The organism is Bacillus cereus group sp. MG16 (assembly GCF_040459875.1).
GTDB classification, from domain to species: domain Bacteria; phylum Bacillota; class Bacilli; order Bacillales; family Bacillaceae_G; genus Bacillus_A; species Bacillus_A paranthracis.
This window is the reverse complement of record NZ_JARVHE010000001.1, coordinates 3,386,424-3,409,878: the sequence shown is the minus strand read 5'-3', so window position 1 is coordinate 3,409,878 and position 23,455 is coordinate 3,386,424. Positions and strand designations below refer to the sequence as shown.

Sequence of the window (23,455 nt, the reverse complement as noted above, 5' to 3'; positions counted from 1 at the left end):
AGTAGGTGGGCTAATATAAATAGAATCTAACAATATAAAAAGAAAAAAAGGATTCTTCCTAATTAGTAAGAAAGATTGTCTATAGAAGTTCATAAAATGTAATATATTCAATTTCCATCCATTGAAGGGGGAGGTTAAATCTTAATGAATGAAGTGAAAAATTTCTTTCGAAGTAGAGGGTTTCAACGGTTTCTCGTTTTAATAATATTAGCGCTTGTATTATATGGATTAAAAAGTATGATCAACTTAATATTAATTACGTTTATACTGACATTTTTAATGGATCGATTTCAACGTTTTATTTCAAAGAAATTGAAAGTGAACCGGAAAATTGTTATCGCCTGTTTGTATATCATATTAGTTTCCTTTATTGGCACGACATTGTATAAATATTTACCTGTGTTAACGATACAAATTTCGCAATTGATTTATCAATTTAAATTGTTTTTTCAAAACCCACCTGATAATGAAATCATTAAATATGCACTTTCGACAATTAACGGAATGGAAGTATCAAAGTATATAGAACAAGGTGTAGATGTCATCTATCAATCGATAGCAAATATAGGGAAGGTAAGTTTACAAATATTATTGTCTCTCATATTAAGCCTCTTTTTCTTATTAGAAAAAGAGCGTATTATTACCTTTACTTCTAAATTTAAAGAGAGTAAGCTAAAGATTTTTTACGAGGAGATTGCCTATTTTGGCGAAAGGTTTGCAAGATCGTTCGGTAAAGTAATTGAAGCACAGTTTTTGATTGCAGTTGTAAATTGTATTCTTACTGTTATTGTATTAATTGTTTTAGGATTTCCGCAGCTTCTCGTATTAGCTGTTATGATTTTTCTACTAGGATTAATTCCGGTTGCAGGTGTGATTATTTCTTTATTTCCACTTTGTATTATTGCTTATAACGTAGGCGGAGTTATATACGTTGTGTACATACTTGTGTTCATTACAGTCATCCATGCTCTTGAAAGTTATTTTTTAAACCCGAAGTTTATGTCTGCGAAAACAAATTTACCAATCTTTTATACATTTATGATTCTCATCTTTTCAGAACATTTCCTTGGAATATGGGGGCTTATTATCGGGATACCAATCTTCATCTTTTTATTAGATGTACTTGATGTAAATAATGAGGAATCGAATAAAAAATAGAAAATAAACAAAAAGCAATCCAAAATAAATTGGATTGCTTTTTCACATATATGATTAAAGAACAGGAGCCATTGTTTCTTTCAACACTTGAACAGAGTGATCGAATTTTAATTCTTCGTCTTCACTTAATTCTACTTCTAAAATTTCACGAACACCGCCGCGATTTAAAACAGCAGGTACACCGATATACACATCTTTTTGACCGTATTGACCTTCTAAATATGCCGAAACAGTTAATACACTATTTTCGTCGTTTAAAATTGCCTTAGTAACGCGTAGAAGTGACATACCAATACCATAGTATGTTGCGCCTTTTCGTTCAATAATATGGTAAGCTGCATCACGAACGTTTATGAAGATTTTGTCTAAATCTTCTTGATTATACGTATTGTCTTTTTCAAGCAGTGTTTGTAGTTTTTGAATACCAACTGATACGTGACTCCAAACAGGAAGTTCCGTATCACCATGTTCTCCGATAATATAAGCGTGAATGTTGTGTGGACCAATATTGAAGTACTCACCTAACATATAGCGGAAACGAGCAGAATCAAGTGTTGTACCAGAACCAATTACGCGTTCTTTCGGTAAACCAGATTCTTTCCAAGTTACGTAAGTTAAAATATCGACAGGGTTAGTTGCGATTAAGAAGATACCATCAAATCCGCTATCCATAATACTGCGCACGATTTGTTTAAAGATTTTTGCATTTTTCTCAACTAAATCTAAACGTGTTTCGCCTGGCTTTTGTGGTAATCCAGCCGTAATGACTACAAGGTCAGCATCTTTACAATCTTCGTAGCTACCTTTCCATACTCTAGTTGGAGCTGGAGCAAATGGAACGGCATGACTTAAATCCATTGCTTCTCCTTCAGCTTTTGCTTCGTTTACATCAACTAAAACAAATTCTTCAGCTACAGCTTGGTTAATCATGCAGTAAGCATAACTACATCCAACTGCTCCTGTTCCTACTAATACAACACGGTTAATCCCTTTTTTCATTTTAAAATTCCTCGCAATTTCATTGATTTTATTATGTAAGATAATACGTCTTACTTCTACAGAGTCATATCTAGTTTATTACATTTTATAAAAGATATTCAAGTGTTTGAAAATGTATCCGTGCAAATCCGTGAACAAAACATAGGAATTCAGTGAACCGAATATAATTCAGTAAAATCCTTTGTAAAAGGGGAAATGGCATGGGGAACCCATTAGCAATGGAAGAAATGCTTCATATTATTCATGCAGGGCTTGTTAAAAAGAATAACCCAAAACGAATTACGATTGCCGGTGCAGGGATTTCTGGATTAGTTGCAGGTTCTTTATTAAAAGAGGCTGGGCATGAAGTAACGATTATAGAAGCAAATAACAGAATAGGTGGCAGAGTGTACACAATTCGGGAGCCATTTAATGTGGGTTTATATTTTAATGCTGGACCGATGAGAATCCCTGATACCCATAAGTTAACCTTAGCGTATATTCATAAATTTAAACTTCCTTTAAACCTTTTTATAAATAAAACTTTTGCAGATATCATTTATACGAATAACATTCAAACGAGATTGAATGTGTTTGAAAATGATCCAAGTGTACTTGAATATCCGGTTTTGGATAAAGAAAGAGGAAAAACGGCAGAAGAGCTAATGCTTGAGGTATTAGAACCAATACTAAATTATATTAAGAAGGATCCTGATAAAAATTGGCTTATCATTGAAAAAAAGTATAAAATGTATTCGCTTGGTTCATTTTTAATGGAGTATTATTCAGATGGTGCAATAGACATGATCGGGGTACTTCTTGATATGGAAGCTTATATGGGAATGTCTTTAATTGAAGTATTACGTGAAATGATTTTCTTTACTTCAACAACGAAATATTATGAAATAACTGGTGGAATGGATAAGTTATCGAATGCATTCTTACCACAATTAAGAGAACATATTTTAATGCCGTATAAGGTTGATAAAATCATACAAGAAGATAGTAAAGTAATGTTACAAGGAAATCATGAACAAACGTTAGAGCAATTTACAATAACAAGTGATTTTGCTATTATTACAATTCCATTTTCAGCGTTACGATTTGTAGAAGTTCAGCCATACCATTTATTCTCTTATTTTAAAAGACGAGCGATTCGTGAATTAAATTATATTGCTGCGACTAAAATTGCGATAGAGTTTAAAAGTAAATTTTGGGAGAAAGCGGGACAGTGTGGCGGTAAATCTATTACTGATTTACCGATACGGTTTACATACTATCCGAGCTATGGTATTCATACTCCAGGACCAGCTATCGTTATAGCAAGTTATACGTGGGCAGATGAGGCATTAACATGGGATAGTCTCTCGCAAAGAGATCGTATTCGTTACGCATTAAAAAATTTAGCGGAAATATACGGTGACATCGTCTATAGTGAGTTTGTCACTGGAACCTCTTTTAGCTGGAGTCAAAATCCGTATTCTTGCGGCGCATTTACAGCGTTCGAACCGGGCCAAGAGCTCGAGTTATTTCCGTATATTACACCACCATCTGGGAAAGTACATTTTGCAGGAGAGCATACGACATTAACACATGGATGGATGCAAGGAGCAATAGAGTCTGGAGTTAGGGTTGCACATGAAGTAAATGAACAATGAATCTGTTATGTTTACAAATGGTCATTCTTTTAATAAAATGATAAATATAAATCGTAATTATTACGCTTTGAATACGTTTGAAATAAAGAAATGGATGGTCGATCGCATGAATAAAGTGGAGATTCATATATTAGGTGGTTTTTTAGGTAGTGGAAAATCAACATTATTACAAAATTTATTGTTAGCAGAGAAAAAGAAAAATAGAAAAGTTGCAGTATTAATGAATGAAATTGGTGAATACTCGGTAGATACAGATATTATTGGAAAAGAGAATGTTTTAAGAGAACTTCTGAAAGGATGTATTTGTTGTACGTTAAAAGAAGAGCTTGAAATACAGTTGCATTCGTTATATCAGCAAGAAAGACCAGATGTCATTTATATAGAAACGACAGGTGTTGCACATCCAATTGAAGTGTTAGATGCATGTGTATCACCAATTTTAGCACCTTTCTTAGAAGTGAAATCCATTGTAGTCGTTTTAGATGCAGTAAGATGGTTAAATCGAAGTGTATTAAGTGCAAACGTTCAGCAATTATTGCATGAGCAACTGAAGTTTGGTAGTCACATTTTAATTAATAAATCAGATTTACTAACAGATGCGGATAAGAACAAAGTAATAGAAGAAGTGAAAGTGATAAATAATCATGCGAAATTGTTTGAAACAAAATATTGTAATATATCTTTAGAAGACATAGAAGAAGCTGAATTTACGAATGACGCGGAACATGAGACACTACATGTAAAACAGCATTTACATATACAAACGATGACGTATCAATTTACGAAATCGATTGATCAAGATAAATTATACGAATGGCTTTCAAATTTACCAGATAGTATTTATCGCGTAAAAGGTTTTGTGAAATTTCATGGGGACAAATATCCTCACTTATTCCAATACTCGTTCGGAGTACCGACTTTACTGGAACAAGACTTCGGTTTCCCAACGAACTTAGTAGTAATAGGGGAAGGGCTAGATAAGAACCAATTGGCTGAAGGGTTAGAGAAAGTGGAACTTAATTCTAACTAACATTAAAGGGAGCTGCCCCATAAGTTGCTGAAAACGACTTATGGGGCAGTCCTTTTATTTTATTATGAATAAGTATATAGATACTTGTATTCATTTTAAATAGTCACTCTTTTAGTATTTTCGTTTTCCAAGAGAAACATTTACACTAGTACTAGAGTCTCTTCTAAATTCAATTTTGCGACCATCTAATTCTGTTGTTCGAGAGCTTGCAGTAGGGTTTTTAATTAGATTGTACAGATTATCCGCTTCAGTTGGTAGTAGTGTATTGAGAATTTTTTTCACCGGCTCGTTTAATACAGGATCATCACTATGAATAGACATTCTATATGCGCTGTCATCATAGGGAGAAAAATTAAAATACATAATGCCATCATATGTTTGACTAGTTTTAGTATATACATAGTTATAATCGGTTTTTAAAAATCCAGAATCAATTAGTATATTCTCAATTTCTTTATACTTATCCTCATCTTTTGCAGGAATAGAATCAGGAATAAAATAAGGGCTTACATTAATTGCTTTATACATAAACGTTGCAAATTGTTCTCTTGTTACATTCATTTCTCCGCCATATTTATAGTCTCCAATTCCTTTTGTAATGCCATTACTATACAATGAACGAACAGAGTTTGTTGCCCAATGATTATTTGGGACATCATAGAAAAGGTCATTTGTTTTTACAGGTAGATGAAATGCTTTTTGTAAGATAACAGCCATTTCATATCGAGTTAATGTATCATCAGGTCTAAACTTGTCAGTCTTACTGTCCCCTGTCATAAGTCCTTTTTGGGCAACTGCTTTAATATTGTTTTCAAACATATGCCCATGAATATCAGAGAAATGTTTATTTGTAGATCCGGTATTTTCTAGTTTTAAGTATCTTGAAATAATCGCAGCTACTTGCCCACGAGTTACATTGTCCCCAAATCCAAATTTTCCGTTACCATAACCACTAATAATCTTTTGCTCAGTTAAATGGTCAATCGAATCTTTAGACCAGTGATTCGTTGGTACATCAATGAAATGTTCAGTTTGTGCATGAGCATTCGTTGCACCAAATAATGTGGCGGTAATTAAGCCTGTTGCGAGTACATGTTTAAAATTCATTATGATTCCTCCTAGGTATATAAAAATTTTCCTCACTCATATCCGATACTTATAAGTGATAATCATTTATATATTATATTAGGATATTCCGATTTTGTAAAATATGGATTTATTTTCATAATATTTCTTAAATGTATATGGTGTTATGAGAGGGTGGGAAGTGTAAAAAATTCAACTGACGGACGTTTATATATTCTGATTAGGAATGCATTATAAAATGCTCATTAATTAATAGTTAGTCAAAAGAAGCCGATCTTTATTGGGGGATAGAAAGACAGTTGCGGATTTTGTCTAACAATAATAATTGTAAAATTAGGAAAAATATTTATAATCAAATATAAGAGGTGATTCAGGTGTCAGAAAAAATAATAATGGATGTAAAAAACTTAACAACAAAAGGACTAGAAACGAGAGAGAAATTATTGTGTGCTGCAGAAAAGGTGTTTGGTAGTAAAGGATATTACGAGGCTTCTATCGTGAATATTACACAAGAAGCAAAGGTGGCGCACGGAACTTTCTATAATTACTTTCCATCTAAAAAAGATATATTTGATGAATTGATTCGCAGATTGAACCGTGAGTTACGCTTAATTATTAAAGAAGAAATGAAGGGGATATCAAGTTATGAAGAGGCACAAAGAAGAGGTTTTCAGGCATTTTTTCGGTGGGTGAAAGATCGTCCTAATCTATATAACATTGTACAACAGGCGGTAGTTGTTGATGATAATTTATATAGATGGTACTATGCAAAGCTCGCAAATGGATTTTTAAAAAGTTTATCAGCTGGTATGGAAGCAGGAGAGTTTAAACAACTTGATACAGAAACAATTGCGTATTGTCTTATGTCAATTGGGCAATTTCTAGGTATGCGATGGGGTTATTGGGAAGAGAAAGATGTTCCAGAAGATGTATTTGAAGCAGCGATGTCATTAATATTTGAAGGATTGAGAAAGAGATAAGGGAGTGGGGAACATATGCAAGGCATTGCTTATTGGATTGAAAAACGGGCCTATTTACATCCAGATCGCATTGCCATTATTACAGATGAGGAGGAAATGACATATAAACAGTTACATGAGTATGTAAATAAAGTAGCTGCATATTTCATTTACGACTTACATGTGCAAAAAGGAGAAAGGATAGCTATTTTATCGCAAAATAGCTTGGAATATATTGTGCTTTTATTCGCTATAGCAAAGGTAGAATGTATTGCTGTTCCACTAAATATACGGTTAACAGAAAATGAACTTATATTTCAGTTGAAGGATAGTGGAACTACAGTTTTATTTGTAGAGGAAACATTTCAAAATATGGCATTGTCAATGCAGAAGGTATCGTATGTACAAAGAGTTATTTCGATTACAAGTTTAAAAGAAATAGAAGATAGAAAAATTGATAACTTTGAGGAGATAAATGAAAGCGCATCCTTTATTATATGTTATACCTCAGGGACAACTGGAAAACCGAAAGGAGCTGTACTTACACAAGAAAATATGTTTTGGAATGCGCTTAATAATACATTTGCGATTGATTTAACTATGCACGATCGCTCTATTGTATTATTGCCTTTATTTCATATTGGTGGTATTGGTTTATTCGCATTTCCAACTTTATTTGCAGGTGGTGTAATCGTTATTCCAAGAAAATTTGAGCCAACCAAAGCTCTTTCTATGATAGAAAAACATAAAGTGACTGTTGTGATGGGAGTACCTACAATTCATCAAGCATTAATAAATTGTTCAAAGTTTGAAACTACAAATTTACAATCAGTTCGCTGGTTTTATAACGGTGGTGCTCCGTGTCCAGAAGAGTTGATGAGAGAATTTATAGATAGAGGATTTTTATTTGGTCAAGGATTCGGTATGACTGAAACATCACCAACCGTATTTATGCTTTCAGAAGAAGATGCAAGACGTAAAGTAGGCTCGATTGGGAAACCTGTTCTGTTTTGTGAGTATGAACTTATTGATGAAAACAAAAATAAAGTTGAGGTTGGTGAAGTTGGGGAGTTACTAATAAGAGGACCGAATGTAATGAAAGAGTATTGGAACCGGCTAGATGCAACAAAAGAAGCGATTCAAGATGGTTGGTTATATACGGGAGATTTAGCTAGAGTTGATGAAGATGGTTTTGTATACATTGTCGGTAGAAAAAAAGAAATGATAATTTCCGGTGGTGAAAATATTTATCCACTTGAAGTAGAGCAAGTCATTAATAAGCTTTCGGACGTATATGAGGTAGCGGTCGTTGGTAGGCAACATGTAAAGTGGGGAGAGACTCCAATCGCCTTTATTGTGAAAAAGAGTAGCAGTGTATTAACTGAAAAAGAAGTCATTGAGCATTGTCGTTTATTTCTAGCAAAATATAAAATACCGAAAGAAATTGTTTTTCTAGAGGAATTGCCAAAAAATGCAACTGGTAAAATTCAAAAAGCACAGTTAGCAAATCAATTGAAAAGCAGGTGAAGAGATGACGGTATATATCACTGGTCAACAGGCGTCATGTAGTAAAACAATTACAGAAACAGATTTTGTATTATTTGCAGGTTTGAGTGGGGATTTTAACCCAATCCATATTGATCATGAGTATGCGAAACAAACTAGATTTAATCAAAGAATAGCACATGGTTTACTAACTTCTAGTTTATTATCGCAATTGCTTGGTATTCATTTACCTGGAAAAGGATCCGTTTACATGGAGCAAACTATTAAATTTACAGCACCAGTTTTTATAGGAGATACAATTACAGCAACGGCTACAGTACAAGAATTTATGATGGAAAAGAGAGTTTTGAAATTGTTAACAGAGTGTCATAACCAAAAAGGAGATTTAGTATTAACAGGTGTAGCTACAATGATGGTGCCAAAAGAAGGAGGAGTAGTCTAATGAATATTGGGATTGAAGCGACTGGTGTTTTCTTCCCAAAAGACGTAGAGACGGCTGCAGACCTATCTAAAAAAACAGGTATTCCTGAGCATATTATTATAGAAAAGTTTGGATTATATGAAAAACATGTCGCAGATGAAACGATGCATGCATCAGATTTAGCTATTGCTGCTGCAAAACCAATATTATCACAAGTAGATCCTCAATCTATTGATGTAGTCATTTATTTTGGCAGTCCACATAAAGATTACCACGTATGGTCAAGTGCCCCAAAAATTCAGCATGAACTTGGATTGAAAAATGCTTATGCTTTTGAAATTATGAATGTTAGTTCTTGCTTTCCTATTGCTCTCAAAGTCGCAAAAGATATGCTCTACTCCGATAACTCAATTGAAAATATATTATTAGTAGGTGGATGTAAAGAATCTCAAATTGTAGATTATGATAATCCACGTTCACGTTTTATGTTTAATTTCGCTGATGGCGGAAGTGCAGCTTTAGTGAAAAAAGACGCTAGAAACGGTGAAATATTAGGAAGTACGATAATAACAGATGGTTCATTTCATGAAGATGTTCGTATCCCCGCTGGTGGATCGAAGAAGGTTGCGAGCTATGATACAGTTGAGAATCGACAGCATTATATTGATGTAATAGATCCTAATAGTATGAAAGAACGTCTAGATCGGGTTTCAATCCCTAATTTTGACAAGGTGATTCGGGAGGCGTTAAGAAAAAGTGGGTTAACTCCTAAAGATATTAAAGTATTGTTACCACTGCATACAAAACGTTCTATGTTAATAGAATTGATACAGGGGCTAGGGCTAGCGGAAGAACAAGTTGTATATTTAGATCATTATGGACATATGTCAGCGCTTGATCCTTGTATTGGTCTTCACTTTGCAAATGAACAGGGAAAATTACAGGCCGGAGATATTGCAGTAGTAGTTAGTGCAGGGACTGGGTATACGTGGGCAGCTACTGTGATTAGATGGTGAAAAATTCCAAATGAACATATGGGAAATGGAGGTATTTGGAAAGGGGCGGCGAATGTAATGGTACTTCATTAATTTTTTAATAAATTTGTTTGTATGATTCAAAGAAAAAGTCATAATTACGGATGGATAACTTTGGCGAGATTGATTCTATCAGAAAGAAAAGTATGGGGAGGATCACAATGTCGATGAAAAAACGTAAATGGCTAAAAATGATGGCTACTGGTTGTGTTTTAGGTTCGTTATTAATAACGGCAGCTTGTTCAGGAAAGAAAACAAGTACAGAGGATGAAAAGACGATTAAGGTAGGGGTTCTTGCATCATTAACAGGTCCGTTAGAATCATATGGAAAACAAACAGTGAACGGATTTGAATTAGGGTTAGACTATGCGACGGATGGAACTGGGAAAGTGGAAGGAAAGAAGATTAAGTTTGTTGTAGAAGATACAGAAACAAAAGCTGATGTAGCGGTTAAAAAAGCTACGAAGTTATTAGAAGAAGAGAAAGTTGATTTTTTAGTCGGATCGTCTAGTTCAAGTGATACATTAGCGGTTTTACCACTAGCTGAAGAATATGAAAAAATAATGGTTGTAGAACCGGCGGTAGCTGATAGTATTACCGGTAAGAACTGGAATAAATATATTTTTAGAACAGGTAGAAATTCATCTCAAGATGCAGTCGCTGGTGCTGCAGCAATTGCTAAAAAAGATGTGAAAATAGCAACGTTGGCACAAGATAACGCATACGGCCGTGAAGGAATTGCGGCGTTTAAAGCTGGAGCAAAGAAATTAGGTGCGAACATTGTAAACGAGCAATATGCAGATACAAATTCGACTGACTTTACAGCTAATATTCAAAATATCATTAGCTCAAAACCAGATTATTTATTTATCGTTTGGGCAGGGGCGAATTCACCTTGGAAACAGTTGAAAGATATGAATGTGGAAGCGCAAGGTATTAAAATCTCCACAGGTGCGCCAGATATACCAGCATTAAAAACGATGGATGCATTAGTAGGAATGCAAGGTTTTTCTGTTTATTATCATACACTCCCGAAAAATAAGGTGAATGATTGGTTAGTGGAAGAACATAAAAAACGATTTAATGGTGCGGTGCCAGATTTATTTACAGCAGGAGGAATGTCAGCGGCAATTTCAATTGTAGAAGCTTTAAAGAAAACAAAAGGTGATACAGATGTAGATACATTAATTAAGAAAATGGAAGGAATGGAATTTGATACACCGAAAGGAAAGATGAAATTTAGAGAGAAGGATCATCAAGCGATGCAGACGCTGTATTCTATCACATTGAAAAAACAAGATGGTGTTGATTATCCGGTGCCAGTGTTAGAGCGAGAATTAACGATGAAAGAAACAGAACCACCAGTTCAAAATAAATAGACTGAATTTTCTGTTGTTTACGTATAAAGAGGGGTACACCCTCTTTATACGTATTTCTTTCATACTGAAAGCTTGAAAGGGAGGGATTTCGTGACACATTTGCTAGAAACGAAAAATCTTAGTGTATCTTTTGGCGAGCATCATGTTATTAAAGATGTAAATTTAACTGTACAAAAAGGAAAACTCATTTCTATTATCGGGCCAAATGGTGCGGGTAAGACAACATTATTTAATTTACTAAGTGGACAGATTTCACCCACAACAGGTGAAGTGTATTTTAAAGGGCAAGATATTACAAAACTATCGATTTCAGATTGAACACGCTTAGGAATCGGTCGCTCTTTTCAGCTTACAAACATATTCCCAGAATTAACGGTACTTGAAAATGTCCGTTTAAGTGTTCAATCATTCGTACAAGATTACTATAGTTTTTTCCCGAGTCCAGCAAAATTAAAGCAACAAGTTGGAGAGGCGAGACGTTTCTTAAAAACAGTATTACTTCAGGAGAAAGAGAATGTATTAGCGAAAGATTTGGCACATGGAGAGAAAAGAAAGCTAGAACTTGCGATGTTATTAGCTTTAAAAACGGATGTGTTATTACTTGATGAGCCGACGGCAGGTATTTCGGTTGAGGAAGTCCCAGCTATACTACAAGTGATTGAAAATATTAAGAAACATCCAGAGAGTACAATTGTACTTATTGAACACAAAATGGATATGGTACTAGGTTTGTCAGACCATCTAATCGTTTTATTTCATGGAGAGTTATTGGCTGAAGGTTTACCCGAAGAAATTATGAAAGATGAGCGTGTACAAAGTGCTTATTTAGGGGGATTATATAGTGGCACTATTACAAGTGAATAATATAGAGACGTATTTAGATCAGTTTCATATTTTACAAGGGGTATCTCTTACTGTTGAGAAAGGAACGATTACTGTACTGTTTGGAAGAAATGGGGCAGGGAAGACTACGACGTTACGTTCGGTTATGGGGTTTCACCATATCGCACATGGTGAAATTTATTATGATCGTACACCAGTAAATGGATTATCTACACATTTAATTTCAAGGAAAGGGATAGGGTATGTACCAGAAAATCAAGGTATTTTTCACGATCTGACAGTAGAAGAAACATTCGCTCTTGCTAGAGGTAAGGGCGAAGAAGCGGAAGGAAAAATAGAATGGATGCTTGAACTATTTCCAGATTTAAAGCAATTTTGGCACAAAAAAAGTGGACTCTTAAGCGGGGGACAAAAGCAAATGTTAGCAATTTCAAGAGCATTTATTAATAGTGATGGTTTACTACTTATTGATGAGCCGAGTAAAGGCTTGTCTCCTATTATGATAGAAAAATTAATGATAGCTATTTTGAAAATGAAGGAGAAAACAACAGTTTTACTCGTTGAACAAAATTTTATGATGGCTAGTCAAATTGGTGATTATTTTTATATTATGGATAACGGAAAAATTGTTCATAACGGTTTTATGCATGAATTAAAAGAGGATAAGGAAATGTGTCACAAATATTTAGGAATCTCTTAACATGAATCCGGGGTGAGAAGGATGGATGTGTTAATCAATTTATTTGTAAATGGGATTTCAACAGGGATGCTCATTTTTTTATTAGCATCAGGTCTTTCACTTATTTTCGGTTTAATGAGTGTTCTAAACTTCGCACATGGTGGTTTATTTGCGTGGGGAGCATTTACAGGTGTTTGGCTATTTAATATGACAGGGAGTTATGTGTTAGCTTTAATTGGAGCAATAGCTATGGGAATGTTCCTTGGATTTATTTTAGAAAGATTCCTTATTAGACCGGTATATGGAAATCATGTTCGACAGCTTCTTGTTACGCTTGGAGGAATGCTTGTACTTAGTGAATGTATTAAAGTATTTTGGGGACCAAATCCAATTGGGGCAAAGTTACCGTTATGGCTACAAGGAAGTTTTACGTTCGGAGGCGTTATATTAATTAAATATCGTCTATTCGTTATCATAATTGGGGTTATCATATACATTGCATTAATATTATTGCTCAAAAAAACAAAGATAGGTCTTATGATACGCGCAGGCGTAATGGATAAAGAGATGGTTCAAGCGCTCGGTATTAACGTAAAAGCGATATTTTCTTTCGTCTTTTTATTAGGCGCAGGGATGGCAGCGTTGGGAGGTTTCTTATTAGCACCGTATTCAGGTGTTATTTTCGCTGAGATGGGTATGCAGTATGCGATTTTGGCTTTCATAGTAGTAATCATTGGAGGGTTAGGAAGCGTACAAGGTTCAGCAATTGCTTCTTTAATTGTCGGATTAGCTGGTGCTTTTACAGCGTATTTTATACCGGATTTATCACTTGCAATCAATATGTTAATGCTACTGTTTTTCTTAATCGTGAAGCCAAATGGACTTGTTGGTGAAAAGGGGTGAAATGGTGAACAGCACATCAAATCGAATTAAAGTATACTTCGGAGTATGTATGCTCATTTGTTTAAGTGTATTTCCATTCGTAAATGATTCACGGAGCTTGTTAATTTTGTTCACTCAAATCTTCATCTTTGCTATTTTTGCAATGAGTTTTGATGTATTGCTTGGATATACAGGAATTGTATCATTCGGCCATTGTATGTTCTTTGGAATAGGAGCATATGGCGTAGCACTTTTATTTGATCGACAAGGAGTATCCATAACGAACTTTTTAATAGGGATAGTAGCTGCAATTATCATTTCAGCCATTGTTAGTTATATAATTGGTTTGCTTTCTTTACGGCTGAAAAGTCATTTTTATGCAATGTTAACACTTGCTATTTCACAGTTGTTTTTCGTACTTGCTGAAAAATGGCGTGGGCTCACTCACGGAGGAGATGGTTTTACATTTGGTATACCAGACGTATTTCGTGATCGTTTTACGTTTTATTATGTAACACTTATATGTTTACTTATCATTTTTGTTCTGTTACGTCTTTTTACCAAATCTTCTATTGGAAAAGTATTAAAGGCAATTTCACAAAACGAGCAACGTGTTGAAGCACTAGGATATAAAGTTCTTCATTATAAAATTATTGCTAGCATTGTTGCAGGAGTAGTAGCTGCAATTAGCGGTGGTTTATTTGTTATCACTTTACGCTTTGTTAATACAACTGTATTTTCAATTGAAATGACATTAAATGCATTATTGATGACTATGATTGGAGGCGTTGGAACGTTAATAGGAGCCATTGCAGGAGCTGGAATTATTGAATCCCTAAAATATTATTTATCAGAACTAGCTACAGAGTATCCGATCTTTGAACGATGGACGATTATTCTTGGTGTATTGTACATTATCGTACTGCTAGTTTTCCCGAAAGGATTAGTTGGCACGGTTAAGGGACTGAAGAATATGAAACGGAATAAGAAGGAGAAAAGTGCAGAAGTGGAGCAAAATGTGTGAAAAATCAATTGTATAGAATATGAAAATCCCTCTTTTAGATTCGGAAAGGAGGGATTTTTATTGCTGTATGTAAATTTAGTTCTTTTATAAATATTATATTAATTAAATAGTTCATCAGGGATTTGTTTGAAAGAATTTTGATTCGTAAAGAAATGAACAGCTAATTTCTCAATTGGAACATCTTCAATTGGTACTAATTTATCATTTTTAATTGGTAAAAAGGCTATTCCTTTTCCGTCCTGAATAAACTCTTCTATAAGCGAATAAGAATCTAGTTGTTGAAGTTGGCGCTGAGATAAATTATTTTCTTTTAGAAATTGTATCGTCTTATTCCTAAAAGGGCACTTTTTGTCATTACTAACGAAGAAGAGTTCCTTTGAAAATTCAATGGTACACTTTTCTTTCGGTTTTAATAAGCCGATAGAAATTGAAGTGGAAAATACTTTTTTAAACGATATGTCTGGGTAATCCTCATAAGTAATGACCATATCAACTTTTTGTTGCTGCAGTAATTTTTGCAAATGACTACTATTTTCTACATATATTTGATAACTCCTAAAATTTTCTTTAATGCGCTTGCTTACATAATTAGTCAAAATAGATTGTGACGTTGCGATTATATAAGAAGACCCACTTGTTTTAATTTTATTTTTTGCTTCTTCTACTAGCGTTAATATTTGATTTGTGTAGTCTAATAAAATGTCACCAGAAGGTAATAAAGAAACGCCTTTGTTATCTCTATGTAGTAAAGGTGTTTCTAACTCTTGTTCTAATTTTTTAATTCGCTCAGTTACGTTCGGTTGAACATACCCTAACTCTTTCGCAGCTTTACTAATAGAACCTTCGCTAGCCACAGTTTTGAATATAATAAGATCATTTATTTCCATTTATCACAGCCCCTTATACGATATCATTATAAATGATACCAAACATAATTTATACCTATTTTACGTTAGTCAATCATCGGTTTATCATTGTGTATATAAGATGGAAAGTGAGTGATAAACATGATTGGAATGCAATATAAGGTCATTTTGCCGAAAGATTATGATATGGAGATTATTAAGAAAAGGGTAAAGGATAATGGGTATAAAACGGATGGTTTTCAAGACTTAAATTTTAAAGCTTATTTAATTACTGAGGCAGATAAGGACGGAAATTTCTATAACTGTTATGCACCTATATATATTTGGAATGGTCATGAAGGGATGAATAAATTTATTTTTGAAGGGTATTACGATAATATTTTACAATCGTTTGGGTGGCAACAAATAAATATAGGTGTTCCATTAGTTGTTAATTTAAAAAATGATTTTAAGAAATGTAGATATGTTGTTGAATATGAAGGAAGTATTTCTCCAAGTGAATCATTGAGTGGGATTCAATCTATCATTGTGGATCAAAAGGTAGAAAATTGTTTAGGAAATGTAATAGTATATAATCCAGATAAATGGGGATATAGTAAGTTTAATTTTTATGAAGAAAAGCCTGATATGGTAACGAATAAAGGTACTACAGTATATGAGATTTTGCACATTTCACAATGATATCTTGTTGAATGCTAAATTAAGTAAAGGGGTGAAAATATATGCCTTTTGTAAACGTTTATTATCATGAAAATATATTAAATGAAGAAGAATTGAAAAAGATAGGTGAATGTATTCATCTTTCATTAATTAAACATTTTAACATCCCTGAAAATGATTTTTTTGAAATGTTTGTACCTTATCAACAAAATCATTTTTTATATGATCCATATTATTTATTAGAAAGAGGAGAAAAGAGAACAGAGAATATGATATATGTTTCTATCACATGTGGACCGGGAAGAACGATAAAGCAGAAACGCGATCTGTATCAGTCAATATCTTTGAGGGTTTCTGAATGTTCTAGTATAAAAAGTGCAGACATTTTTATTACACTTAACGAGACAGCCGCTGAAAATTGGTCGTTTGGTCAAGGATTGGCGCAATTGGTAAAAGTGAAGGGGGAGTGAAATGATGAATGAATCCATTGAATATTGTATTCAAGAGAAAATGAGAGAAAAGGCACCTGCATTTGCTCATTATAGTGAAAAAATATTGTTCGAGGAAGTGTGGCGAGATGACACTTTAACATTAAGAGAAAGGAGTTTATGTACAGTGTCGGTATTAATCAGTCTTGGTAATACAGAGCAATTACCATTTCATTTGCGACTGGCCAAACAAAATGGAATTAAAGAAAATGAAATGATTGCATTAATAACACATTTGGCTTTTTATGTTGGTTGGCCCAAAGCAGTAGGCGCTTTACATATAGCAATGAATGATATGGAAAGTTAAGAATAACGATAAGAAAGAATTCATTTAAACATGAATTCTTTCTTATCGTTATTTATGTAATACTCTAATGAGATATTTTTCACTTTTTCTCTTGCTTTTTTATCACTTGCGTAGTAAAGTGATAGTAAGATTCACGATAGGAAGTGATCAAACATGCGTGATAATACGATAGGATCATTAATATGGTTACGTTTAATACGATTTACGAACCAAAGTAATCAGATGTCAAATGAGTTTTTAAAACGCTTTGATTTAACGACTGCTCAATTTGATGTGCTTTTACAAATACGTACGTATCAACCACTAACACAAATGGAGTTAGCTGAAAAGGTAACTGTTACACAAGGCGGTATTTCTCGAATGTTAACACGTCTTGAAAAAGAAGGATATATTGTACGAAAACAAGATTGGAAAACGAAAACAATTAGTCTGACAGAGCAAGGGGAAGCGGCCTTAGAGAGAGCACTGCCAGAGCAGCTTGCATTTCAATCATCGTTTTTTGATGATGTATTAAATGAAGAAGAGCAGAAAATGTTATACGAGCTAATGACGAAGGTTCATAAGCATAGTGAAAAAAAAGAATTACCGCAAGAGTAATTTTTTTTACACTATCAATTGACTAATCAAGTGATGTTGTAAGCAATAGGGAAAAACATTTGACTTACAAATGTTTTTAAAAGAGAAACTAATAATACCTCATCAAAGGAGAGAGTAATGATGGAAAAATACCGTATGAATACAAGTAAAGGAATGGAGTTTGGGTTATATTCAATTGGGGATCATGTTTTAAATCCACATAACGGAGAGAAAATTAGTGCTGAACAAAGAATTCATGAATTAATTAAAACCGCACAGTTAGCGGATGAAGCTGGACTTGATGTATTTGCTGTCGGTGAAAGTCATCAAACACACTTTACAACGCAAGCTCATACAGTTATTTTAGGAGCGATTGCGCAAGCAACGAAAAATATAAAAATTGCAAGTTCAGCAACGATAATAAGTACATCTGATCCGGTACGAGTATACGAGGACTTTGCTACACTTGATTTGATTTCTAATGGACGTGCAGAAATTGTGGCTGGTCGTGGATCTCGTATTGGGGGATATAGTTTACTTGGTTATGATGTGAATGATTATGAAGAGTTATTTGAAGAGAAGATGGATCTTTTATTAAAAATTAATAAAGAGGAACATGTAACATGGAATGGACAGTTCAGAGCACCGCTTGCGCATGCATCGGTTATTCCAAGAGCTAAAAATAATAACTTACCAATTTGGCGTGCAGTTGGTGGCCCACCAGCTAGTGCGATTAAAGCAGGACGTGCAGGTGTACCAATGATGATAACAACACTAGGTGGTCCAGCTATTAACTTTAAAGGATCAGTAGATGCTTACCGTGAGGCGGCTGCGCAAAGTGGATTTAATCCAGCGAGTTTGCCAGTTGCAACAACGAGTTTATTTTATACAGCGAAAAATTCACAAGATGCACTTAGTGAATACTACCCTCACATTAATGCTGGTATGCTTACGCTACGCGGTGGTGGGTATCCGAAACAACAATTTACAAATGCAATAGATTATCGTGACGCGTTAATGGTTGGTAGCCCACAACAAATTATTGAAAAAATGCTTTACCAATATGAATTGTTTGGGCAACAACGCTTTATGGCACAAATTGATTTTGGTGGCGTACCATATGATAAAATTGAGAAAAATATCGAGCTAATTGCTACTGAAATTTTACCGGCTATTAGAAAACATACAGCAAAATAAATTAAAAAATACCGAGAGTCTAATGGATTCTCGGTATTTTTTAATTTATTTTAGTTTGAAAAAATGACAAAAAAGTGAATTTTTAATCTGAAAAGAGGAGGTTATTTCCTATTTTTGAATAACAATATTTCATGTTTGAATTTTAGAAATACATTTTTCTCTTGACAAAAAAATAACGAAATTATCCATTGGTTAATAGGACATTTTTTCGTAGAAAAGTCAAGTGTATAAAGAGAGAAACGATTATTTTATTGATGCAAAGATAAGTCTCATACTAAAAAAACACATTTTATCGATGAGAAAAATCTAATTCAAAAAAATACCAAAAGACATATTTCAGACAAAATGATGTCAATAATACGTCAAAAATCAGCTGAATTTACTATGCAGGTATATTATACAATTCGATTAACGAATAAAACACTACAGAAATAGTGAAAAGGTAAAAAATAGCATTACAATAGTTTGAAAAACTGAAACTTCGTATTTTTCGACAATACATACAAAATGTTTTTGTCTTTTCGTATTTCTTAATAATTGAGCTTGATAAGATTGCTCAATTAACTTTTATTATAAAAACTATGAAGGAAGTGATTGTAGTATGGAAACGCTCGAATTGGCACGAATACAATTCGCATCAACAACGATTTTCCATTACTTTTTTGTTCCGCTGTCTATTGGTTTAGCTTTTATCATTGCGTTAATGCAAACGTTATATGTGGTAAAGGGACAAGAAATTTATAAGAAGATGACGAAGTTTTGGACACAAATATTCCTTGTTAACTTTGCGGTAGGTGTAGTAACTGGTATTTTACAAGAATTCCAGTTTGGTATGAACTGGTCAACCTATTCACGTTTCGTAGGTGATGTGTTTGGTCCATCACTTGCGATTGAAGGTTTATTAGCATTTTTCATTGAGTCTACATTTTTAGGTTTATGGGTATTCGGTGAGGATAAATTACCGAAGCGAATTCACCTTTTATGTATTTGGCTCCTTTCAATTGGAACAATGTTATCAGCATTTTGGATTTTAACTGCAAGTGCATTTATGCAATCACCGGTAGGATATGAAATGGCAGCCGATGGACGTGCACAAATGAATGATTTCTTAGCGATCATTCAAAATCCACAATTATGGGTACAATTCCCGCATACCATTACAGCGGCAATTGCAACGGGTGCATTCTTTATTGCAGGTGTGAGTGCATGGAAAATAACGAAAGCCCAAGAAACGGAAGTGTTTAAAAAATCATTCCGCATTTCTATCATTGTTGGAACACTTACAACGGCGCTAGTATTATTCTTCGGTCATGCGCAAGCGCAACAATTAATCAAAACACACCCAATGAAAATGGCGGCTGCTGAAGCGTTATGGAATACGAGTGAAGATCCAGCGCCATTTACCGTATTTGCGAAAATTGATGCAGAGAAGAAAGAAAATTCGTTTGAAATTCAAATCCCGTATATGCTAAGTCTATTATCATATGATAAATTTAGCGGTCAAGTAGAAGGGATGAATCAAATTCAAAAGCAATATGAAGAAAAATATGGGCCTGGAGATTATATTCCACCAGTACACACGATGTTCTGGAGCTTTAGAGCGATGGTAATGAGTGGAACATTTATGCTTCTTCTAGGAGCGTACGGATGGTTCTTATCAAGAAAAGATCGATTAGCTGAAAAAACTTGGTATTTAAAATTAATGGTGTATGCAATTTCACTACCGTTTATCGGTAATACAGTAGGATGGATTATGACTGAAATGGGACGTCAGCCTTGGGTAGTTTTCGGTGTTATGAAAACGGAAGATGCTGTATCTCCAAATGTTACGTTCGGAGAAGTATTATTCTCTTTAGTTTCGTTCACATCACTATATTTAATTATAGGTGGAATTACAGTTTACTTATTCGTTCGTATCATTAAAGGACATGAGAATAAGAAAGCGAAACAGGATTCTCAAAGCCATGATCCATTTGATAAGGAGGATGAGTATGTTATCTCTTAATGAGTTGTGGTTTATTATTATTGCAGTTTTATTCGTAGGCTTCTTTGTACTTGAAGGTTTCGATTTCGGTGTAGGTATAGTTTCAAGGCTTTTAGGAGAAAACGATTTAGAGAAAAGGATTTACTTAAATACAATTGGCCCATTTTGGCACGCGAATGAAGTATGGCTTGTTTGTGCAGGTGGTGCTATGTTCGCAGCATTCCCGCACTGGTATGCAACTTTATTTAGTGGGTTTTACATTCCGTTTGTGTTTATGCTTCTTGCTTTAATTATTAGAGGTGTTTCCTTTAAATTCCGTGCGAAAATAGATAATCATAAATGGAAAGGTTTTTGGGATTGGGGTATGTTTTTAGGAAGTTTACTACCACCAATCCTTTGGGGAGTTGCCATTGCTAACTTTATGGTAGGTATTCCAATTGATGAGACGAAAAATGCTGTAGGTGGATTCTTACAATTACTTCATCCCTTTGCATTACTTGGAGGAGTTATGTTTCTTCTGCTATGTATTGTTCACGGCTTACAATTCCTTACTATACGTACAACAGGTAAGTTAAGAGAACGTGCACGTATTGCCGCGTTGAAAATTGCACCACTCGCAATTATAGCACTTCTTATTTTTGCCGGTGTAGGGTTATGGAAAACAGATATTTTCACTGGTCATGGTACAGAGTGGATTATGGTTCCAATCGGAGCTTTTGTAGCATTATGTGTGTCAACATTATTAAATAAAAGAAGAAGAGATGGTTGGGCTTTCTTTATGACAAGTTTAACAATCATTTTACTAAGTGCAAGTGTGTTTGCTGGCATGTTCCCACGTGTCTTAATTAGTTCGTTAGGGTCAATATACGATTTAACAATTTATAATGCAGCATCAGGAGATTATGCACTAAAACTGATGACGTATTTTTCAATTGCTATATTGCCATTTGTTTTGGGAAGTCAAATATGGAGTTTCTATGTGTTTAGACAACCTGTTAAGTCAGATAAAGATTTGGAGTACTAATGAAAAGAAAAAGAGGACTTCCGTCGTATCCTGGTAGCCGAGTTTTATATGTAGTGTTAACGATCATTAGCATGTTAGAAGCTATAAGTATTATTGCGCAAACAGTGTTTTTAGCGCGGGCTATTACGTTTTTATTTCAAGGAGAAACAGTGCAATCTATGTTAAATGAAACGGTTTATTTTGGAATCGCGTTTGCAGTACGTCACATGCTAGTTCGAGTATCGCAAATATTAGTGGAACGTTTCGCTGAAAAAACAGGATCGCTACTGAGAAAACAATTGATAGAGGCGTATTTCACATTAGGTCCACGGTATGTTCAAACCGCTGGAACAGGTCATCTGGTTACCTTGTCGATAGAGGGTATTGAGAAATTTAAAACATATATTGAATTAACAATTCCTAAAATGATTAGAAGTAGTATCGTACCAGGACTAATTGTACTATATGTTTTTACGCTAGATATTGAGTCAGGAATCATTTTAGTTGTAACGATTCCTATCGTAATTATTTTTATGATCCTACTAGGATTAGCAGCGCAGAAAATGGCGGATAGCCAATATGAAACATATCGTGTTCTTTCTAATCATTTTGTAGATACGTTAAAAGGATTAGAAACATTAAAGTATTTAGGTCAAAGTAAACAACACGAAGGAAAGATTGAAAAAGTAAGTAAAAGATATAGAAAAGCAACGATGCGTACTTTGCGAGTTGCTTTTCTTTCTTCATTTGCATTAGATTTCTTTACGAGTTTATCAATTGCATTTGTAGCGGTCGGATTAGGGATACGTTTAATAGATGGAACAATTGTACTATTGCCAGCCCTTACGATTTTAATTTTAGCTCCGGAATATTTCTTGCCGATTAAACAAGTTGGAGCAAATTATCATGCTACGTTAGATGGACAACTTGCAATGGAACAAATAGAAGAGATTTTACAGCGACAAAAAGAAATAGGGAAGAAAGAATCTAATGTAGATCTAATATGGAATTCCTCTAGTAACTTGAAATTACAAGATGTAAAAGTAAAGAATGATGAATCTGAAAAAGCTATATTAGAGGAAATTGATTTTACTTGGAAAGGCACTGGCGCTATAGGTGTAATTGGTGAAAGTGGAGCAGGGAAATCAACGTTAATCGACGTATTAGCTGGATTTTTAACTCCTTCGGGTGGAAAGATGATTGTAAATGGTGTGGAAATTGACTGGTCTACTCGTGAAGAGTGGCAAAAGAATATTGCTTATATTCCGCAGCAACCTTATATTTTCCCGCTTTCATTAAAAGATAACATTTGTTTCTATGAAACAAATACAACTGATGAAGAAGTGGAAAGAGTTATGAATGAAGTCGGTCTTCGTTCACTCGTTACATCACTTCCAAATGGAATGTACGAAAGAATTGGAGAAGGTGGGCGTATGCTTAGTGGCGGACAAGAACAGCGTGTCGCAATGGCGCGAGCCCTTTTAAGTAAAAAGTCAATTATTTTATTAGACGAGCCTACGGCACATCTTGATATTGAAACTGAATTTGAAATAAAGCAAGCGATGTTACGTCTGTTTGAAGGTAAGTTAGTATTTCTTGCAACACATCGTCTTCACTGGATGAAACAAATGGATCATATTCTTATTTTAAATAAAGGGAAAATGATAGAAAGCGGAACGTATGAAGAACTTGTAAAGAATGAAGCATTACATTTTCGCAGGAAAGAGAGGGGATAGA

At 34.3% G+C, this 23,455-nt stretch carries 22 protein-coding genes and 1 pseudogene; 20 read left to right on the top strand and 3 right to left on the bottom strand.

The features are described 5' to 3' along the window. Positions 1–144 precede the first annotated feature (144 nt). Positions 145–1,158: an AI-2E family transporter gene (locus QCI73_RS17635; RefSeq protein WP_353823439.1), complete on the top strand. Its 1,014-nt coding sequence runs from the start codon at positions 145–147 to the stop codon at positions 1,156–1,158. Positions 1,159–1,212: 54 nt separating this feature from the next. On the opposite strand, the gene QCI73_RS17630 is transcribed toward QCI73_RS17635, so the two are convergent. After that, the gene (locus QCI73_RS17630) at positions 1,213–2,157 is read right to left on the bottom strand and encodes an L-lactate dehydrogenase (protein ID WP_000715326.1); all 945 of its coding nucleotides are present in this window, start codon (positions 2,155–2,157) and stop codon (positions 1,213–1,215) included. A gap of 200 nt (positions 2,158–2,357) precedes the next feature. Between QCI73_RS17630 and QCI73_RS17625 the strand changes: the two genes are divergently transcribed. Both QCI73_RS17625 and QCI73_RS17620 read left to right on the top strand, forming a co-directional pair. Beyond that, positions 2,358–3,794: a flavin monoamine oxidase family protein gene (locus tag QCI73_RS17625; RefSeq protein ID WP_353823438.1), complete on the top strand. Its 1,437-nt coding sequence runs from the start codon at positions 2,358–2,360 to the stop codon at positions 3,792–3,794. Positions 3,795–3,900: 106 nt separating this feature from the next. Then, positions 3,901–4,824 (top strand): CobW family GTP-binding protein, encoded by a 924-nt coding sequence (locus tag QCI73_RS17620; RefSeq protein ID WP_070807289.1) that lies wholly within the window; start codon positions 3,901–3,903, stop codon positions 4,822–4,824. 111 nt (positions 4,825–4,935) lie between these two features. Here QCI73_RS17620 and QCI73_RS17615 read toward each other — a convergent pair whose 3' ends face one another. Then, positions 4,936–5,931, bottom strand: coding sequence for an S-layer homology domain-containing protein (locus QCI73_RS17615; RefSeq protein ID WP_353823437.1), 996 nt, complete (start codon positions 5,929–5,931; stop codon positions 4,936–4,938). 353 nt (positions 5,932–6,284) lie between these two features. On the opposite strand from QCI73_RS17615, the gene QCI73_RS17610 reads away from it, so the two are divergent. From QCI73_RS17610 to QCI73_RS17570, 9 genes and pseudogenes are all read left to right on the top strand, one after another. Then, entirely contained in the window at positions 6,285–6,890 is a 606-nt protein-coding gene (locus QCI73_RS17610) for a TetR/AcrR family transcriptional regulator (protein WP_130983645.1), read from the top strand. Between the two features lie 15 nt (positions 6,891–6,905). Then, positions 6,906–8,396: an o-succinylbenzoate--CoA ligase gene (locus tag QCI73_RS17605; RefSeq protein WP_353823436.1), complete on the top strand. Its 1,491-nt coding sequence runs from the start codon at positions 6,906–6,908 to the stop codon at positions 8,394–8,396. A gap of 4 nt (positions 8,397–8,400) precedes the next feature. After that, positions 8,401–8,817 (top strand): MaoC family dehydratase, encoded by a 417-nt coding sequence (locus QCI73_RS17600; RefSeq protein WP_000219484.1) that lies wholly within the window; start codon positions 8,401–8,403, stop codon positions 8,815–8,817. Beyond that, complete coding sequence (locus QCI73_RS17595; protein ID WP_001020495.1) at positions 8,817–9,812, top strand: 3-oxoacyl-ACP synthase; 996 nt, start codon at positions 8,817–8,819, stop codon at positions 9,810–9,812. Before QCI73_RS17600 ends, QCI73_RS17595 begins: the two co-directional genes overlap by 1 nt. 179 nt (positions 9,813–9,991) lie before the next feature. Then, a complete protein-coding gene (locus QCI73_RS17590; RefSeq protein WP_070805786.1) occupies positions 9,992–11,209 on the top strand; it encodes a substrate-binding domain-containing protein in 1,218 nt (405 codons plus the stop codon). A gap of 90 nt (positions 11,210–11,299) precedes the next feature. Then, a pseudogene (locus QCI73_RS17585) lies at positions 11,300–12,073 on the top strand (ABC transporter ATP-binding protein). After that, the gene (locus tag QCI73_RS17580) at positions 12,051–12,752 is read left to right on the top strand and encodes a branched-chain amino acid ABC transporter ATP-binding protein (protein WP_353823434.1); all 702 of its coding nucleotides are present in this window, start codon (positions 12,051–12,053) and stop codon (positions 12,750–12,752) included. Before QCI73_RS17585 ends, QCI73_RS17580 begins: the two are co-directional and overlap by 23 nt. A 21-nt stretch (positions 12,753–12,773) precedes the next feature. Further along, complete coding sequence (locus tag QCI73_RS17575) at positions 12,774–13,634, top strand: branched-chain amino acid ABC transporter permease (RefSeq protein WP_070805788.1); 861 nt, start codon at positions 12,774–12,776, stop codon at positions 13,632–13,634. Positions 13,635–13,683: 49 nt separating this feature from the next. Beyond that, positions 13,684–14,637 carry a branched-chain amino acid ABC transporter permease gene (locus tag QCI73_RS17570; protein WP_353824119.1) on the top strand — a complete coding sequence of 318 codons (954 nt, stop codon included), beginning with the start codon at positions 13,684–13,686 and terminating at the stop codon, positions 14,635–14,637. Between the two features lie 98 nt (positions 14,638–14,735). Here the strand turns inward: QCI73_RS17570 and QCI73_RS17565 are convergent, their stop codons facing one another. After that, complete coding sequence (locus tag QCI73_RS17565) at positions 14,736–15,524, bottom strand: LysR family transcriptional regulator (protein WP_070805789.1); 789 nt, start codon at positions 15,522–15,524, stop codon at positions 14,736–14,738. 120 nt (positions 15,525–15,644) lie between these two features. On the opposite strand from QCI73_RS17565, the gene QCI73_RS17560 reads away from it, so the two are divergent. From QCI73_RS17560 to cydD, 8 genes are all read left to right on the top strand, one after another. Further along, positions 15,645–16,184, top strand: a complete 540-nt coding sequence (locus QCI73_RS17560) for a DUF4865 family protein (RefSeq protein WP_353823433.1) — start codon at positions 15,645–15,647, stop codon at positions 16,182–16,184. Positions 16,185–16,225: 41 nt separating this feature from the next. Then, the gene (locus QCI73_RS17555) at positions 16,226–16,633 is read left to right on the top strand and encodes a tautomerase family protein (protein WP_001117245.1); all 408 of its coding nucleotides are present in this window, start codon (positions 16,226–16,228) and stop codon (positions 16,631–16,633) included. 1 nt (position 16,634) lies between these two features. Beyond that, entirely contained in the window at positions 16,635–16,958 is a 324-nt protein-coding gene (locus QCI73_RS17550) for a carboxymuconolactone decarboxylase family protein (RefSeq protein WP_070805791.1), read from the top strand. Positions 16,959–17,111: 153 nt separating this feature from the next. Beyond that, the gene (locus QCI73_RS17545; RefSeq protein ID WP_001205526.1) at positions 17,112–17,555 is read left to right on the top strand and encodes a MarR family winged helix-turn-helix transcriptional regulator; all 444 of its coding nucleotides are present in this window, start codon (positions 17,112–17,114) and stop codon (positions 17,553–17,555) included. Positions 17,556–17,675: 120 nt separating this feature from the next. Further along, entirely contained in the window at positions 17,676–18,731 is a 1,056-nt protein-coding gene (locus QCI73_RS17540) for an LLM class flavin-dependent oxidoreductase (RefSeq protein WP_070805792.1), read from the top strand. A gap of 601 nt (positions 18,732–19,332) precedes the next feature. Beyond that, positions 19,333–20,736, top strand: a complete 1,404-nt coding sequence (cydA, locus tag QCI73_RS17535; RefSeq protein ID WP_000448882.1) for a cytochrome ubiquinol oxidase subunit I — start codon at positions 19,333–19,335, stop codon at positions 20,734–20,736. Further along, positions 20,723–21,739, top strand: a complete 1,017-nt coding sequence (gene cydB / locus QCI73_RS17530; RefSeq protein ID WP_353823432.1) for a cytochrome d ubiquinol oxidase subunit II — start codon at positions 20,723–20,725, stop codon at positions 21,737–21,739. The genes cydA and cydB overlap by 14 nt, the downstream gene beginning before the upstream one ends. Then, positions 21,739–23,454 carry a thiol reductant ABC exporter subunit CydD gene (gene cydD / locus QCI73_RS17525; protein WP_353823431.1) on the top strand — a complete coding sequence of 572 codons (1,716 nt, stop codon included), beginning with the start codon at positions 21,739–21,741 and terminating at the stop codon, positions 23,452–23,454. Before cydB ends, cydD begins: the two co-directional genes overlap by 1 nt. Position 23,455 lies beyond the last annotated feature (1 nt).

What these genes read in the sequence shown, in the direction of transcription:
- QCI73_RS17625 (WP_353823438.1), top strand. Translation starts at nt 2,358, where the DNA reads ATGGGGAACCCATTAGCAATGGAAGAAATGCTTCATATTATTCATGCA.
- QCI73_RS17600 (WP_000219484.1), top strand. Translation starts at nt 8,401, where the DNA reads ATGACGGTATATATCACTGGTCAACAGGCGTCATGTAGTAAAACAATT.
- QCI73_RS17565 (WP_070805789.1), bottom strand. Translation starts at nt 15,524, where the DNA reads ATGGAAATAAATGATCTTATTATATTCAAAACTGTGGCTAGCGAAGGT.
- QCI73_RS17630 (WP_000715326.1), bottom strand. Translation starts at nt 2,157, where the DNA reads ATGAAAAAAGGGATTAACCGTGTTGTATTAGTAGGAACAGGAGCAGTT.
- QCI73_RS17620 (WP_070807289.1), top strand. Translation starts at nt 3,901, where the DNA reads ATGAATAAAGTGGAGATTCATATATTAGGTGGTTTTTTAGGTAGTGGA.
- QCI73_RS17540 (WP_070805792.1), top strand. Translation starts at nt 17,676, where the DNA reads ATGGAAAAATACCGTATGAATACAAGTAAAGGAATGGAGTTTGGGTTA.
- QCI73_RS17615 (WP_353823437.1), bottom strand. Translation starts at nt 5,931, where the DNA reads ATGAATTTTAAACATGTACTCGCAACAGGCTTAATTACCGCCACATTA.
- QCI73_RS17590 (WP_070805786.1), top strand. Translation starts at nt 9,992, where the DNA reads ATGTCGATGAAAAAACGTAAATGGCTAAAAATGATGGCTACTGGTTGT.
- QCI73_RS17560 (WP_353823433.1), top strand. Translation starts at nt 15,645, where the DNA reads ATGATTGGAATGCAATATAAGGTCATTTTGCCGAAAGATTATGATATG.
- cydB (WP_353823432.1), top strand. Translation starts at nt 20,723, where the DNA reads ATGTTATCTCTTAATGAGTTGTGGTTTATTATTATTGCAGTTTTATTC.
- QCI73_RS17595 (WP_001020495.1), top strand. Translation starts at nt 8,817, where the DNA reads ATGAATATTGGGATTGAAGCGACTGGTGTTTTCTTCCCAAAAGACGTA.
- QCI73_RS17575 (WP_070805788.1), top strand. Translation starts at nt 12,774, where the DNA reads ATGGATGTGTTAATCAATTTATTTGTAAATGGGATTTCAACAGGGATG.
- QCI73_RS17545 (WP_001205526.1), top strand. Translation starts at nt 17,112, where the DNA reads ATGCGTGATAATACGATAGGATCATTAATATGGTTACGTTTAATACGA.
- QCI73_RS17555 (WP_001117245.1), top strand. Translation starts at nt 16,226, where the DNA reads ATGCCTTTTGTAAACGTTTATTATCATGAAAATATATTAAATGAAGAA.
- cydD (WP_353823431.1), top strand. Translation starts at nt 21,739, where the DNA reads ATGAAAAGAAAAAGAGGACTTCCGTCGTATCCTGGTAGCCGAGTTTTA.
- cydA (WP_000448882.1), top strand. Translation starts at nt 19,333, where the DNA reads ATGGAAACGCTCGAATTGGCACGAATACAATTCGCATCAACAACGATT.
- QCI73_RS17570 (WP_353824119.1), top strand. Translation starts at nt 13,684, where the DNA reads ATGCTCATTTGTTTAAGTGTATTTCCATTCGTAAATGATTCACGGAGC.
- QCI73_RS17550 (WP_070805791.1), top strand. Translation starts at nt 16,635, where the DNA reads ATGATGAATGAATCCATTGAATATTGTATTCAAGAGAAAATGAGAGAA.
- QCI73_RS17605 (WP_353823436.1), top strand. Translation starts at nt 6,906, where the DNA reads ATGCAAGGCATTGCTTATTGGATTGAAAAACGGGCCTATTTACATCCA.
- QCI73_RS17635 (WP_353823439.1), top strand. Translation starts at nt 145, where the DNA reads ATGAATGAAGTGAAAAATTTCTTTCGAAGTAGAGGGTTTCAACGGTTT.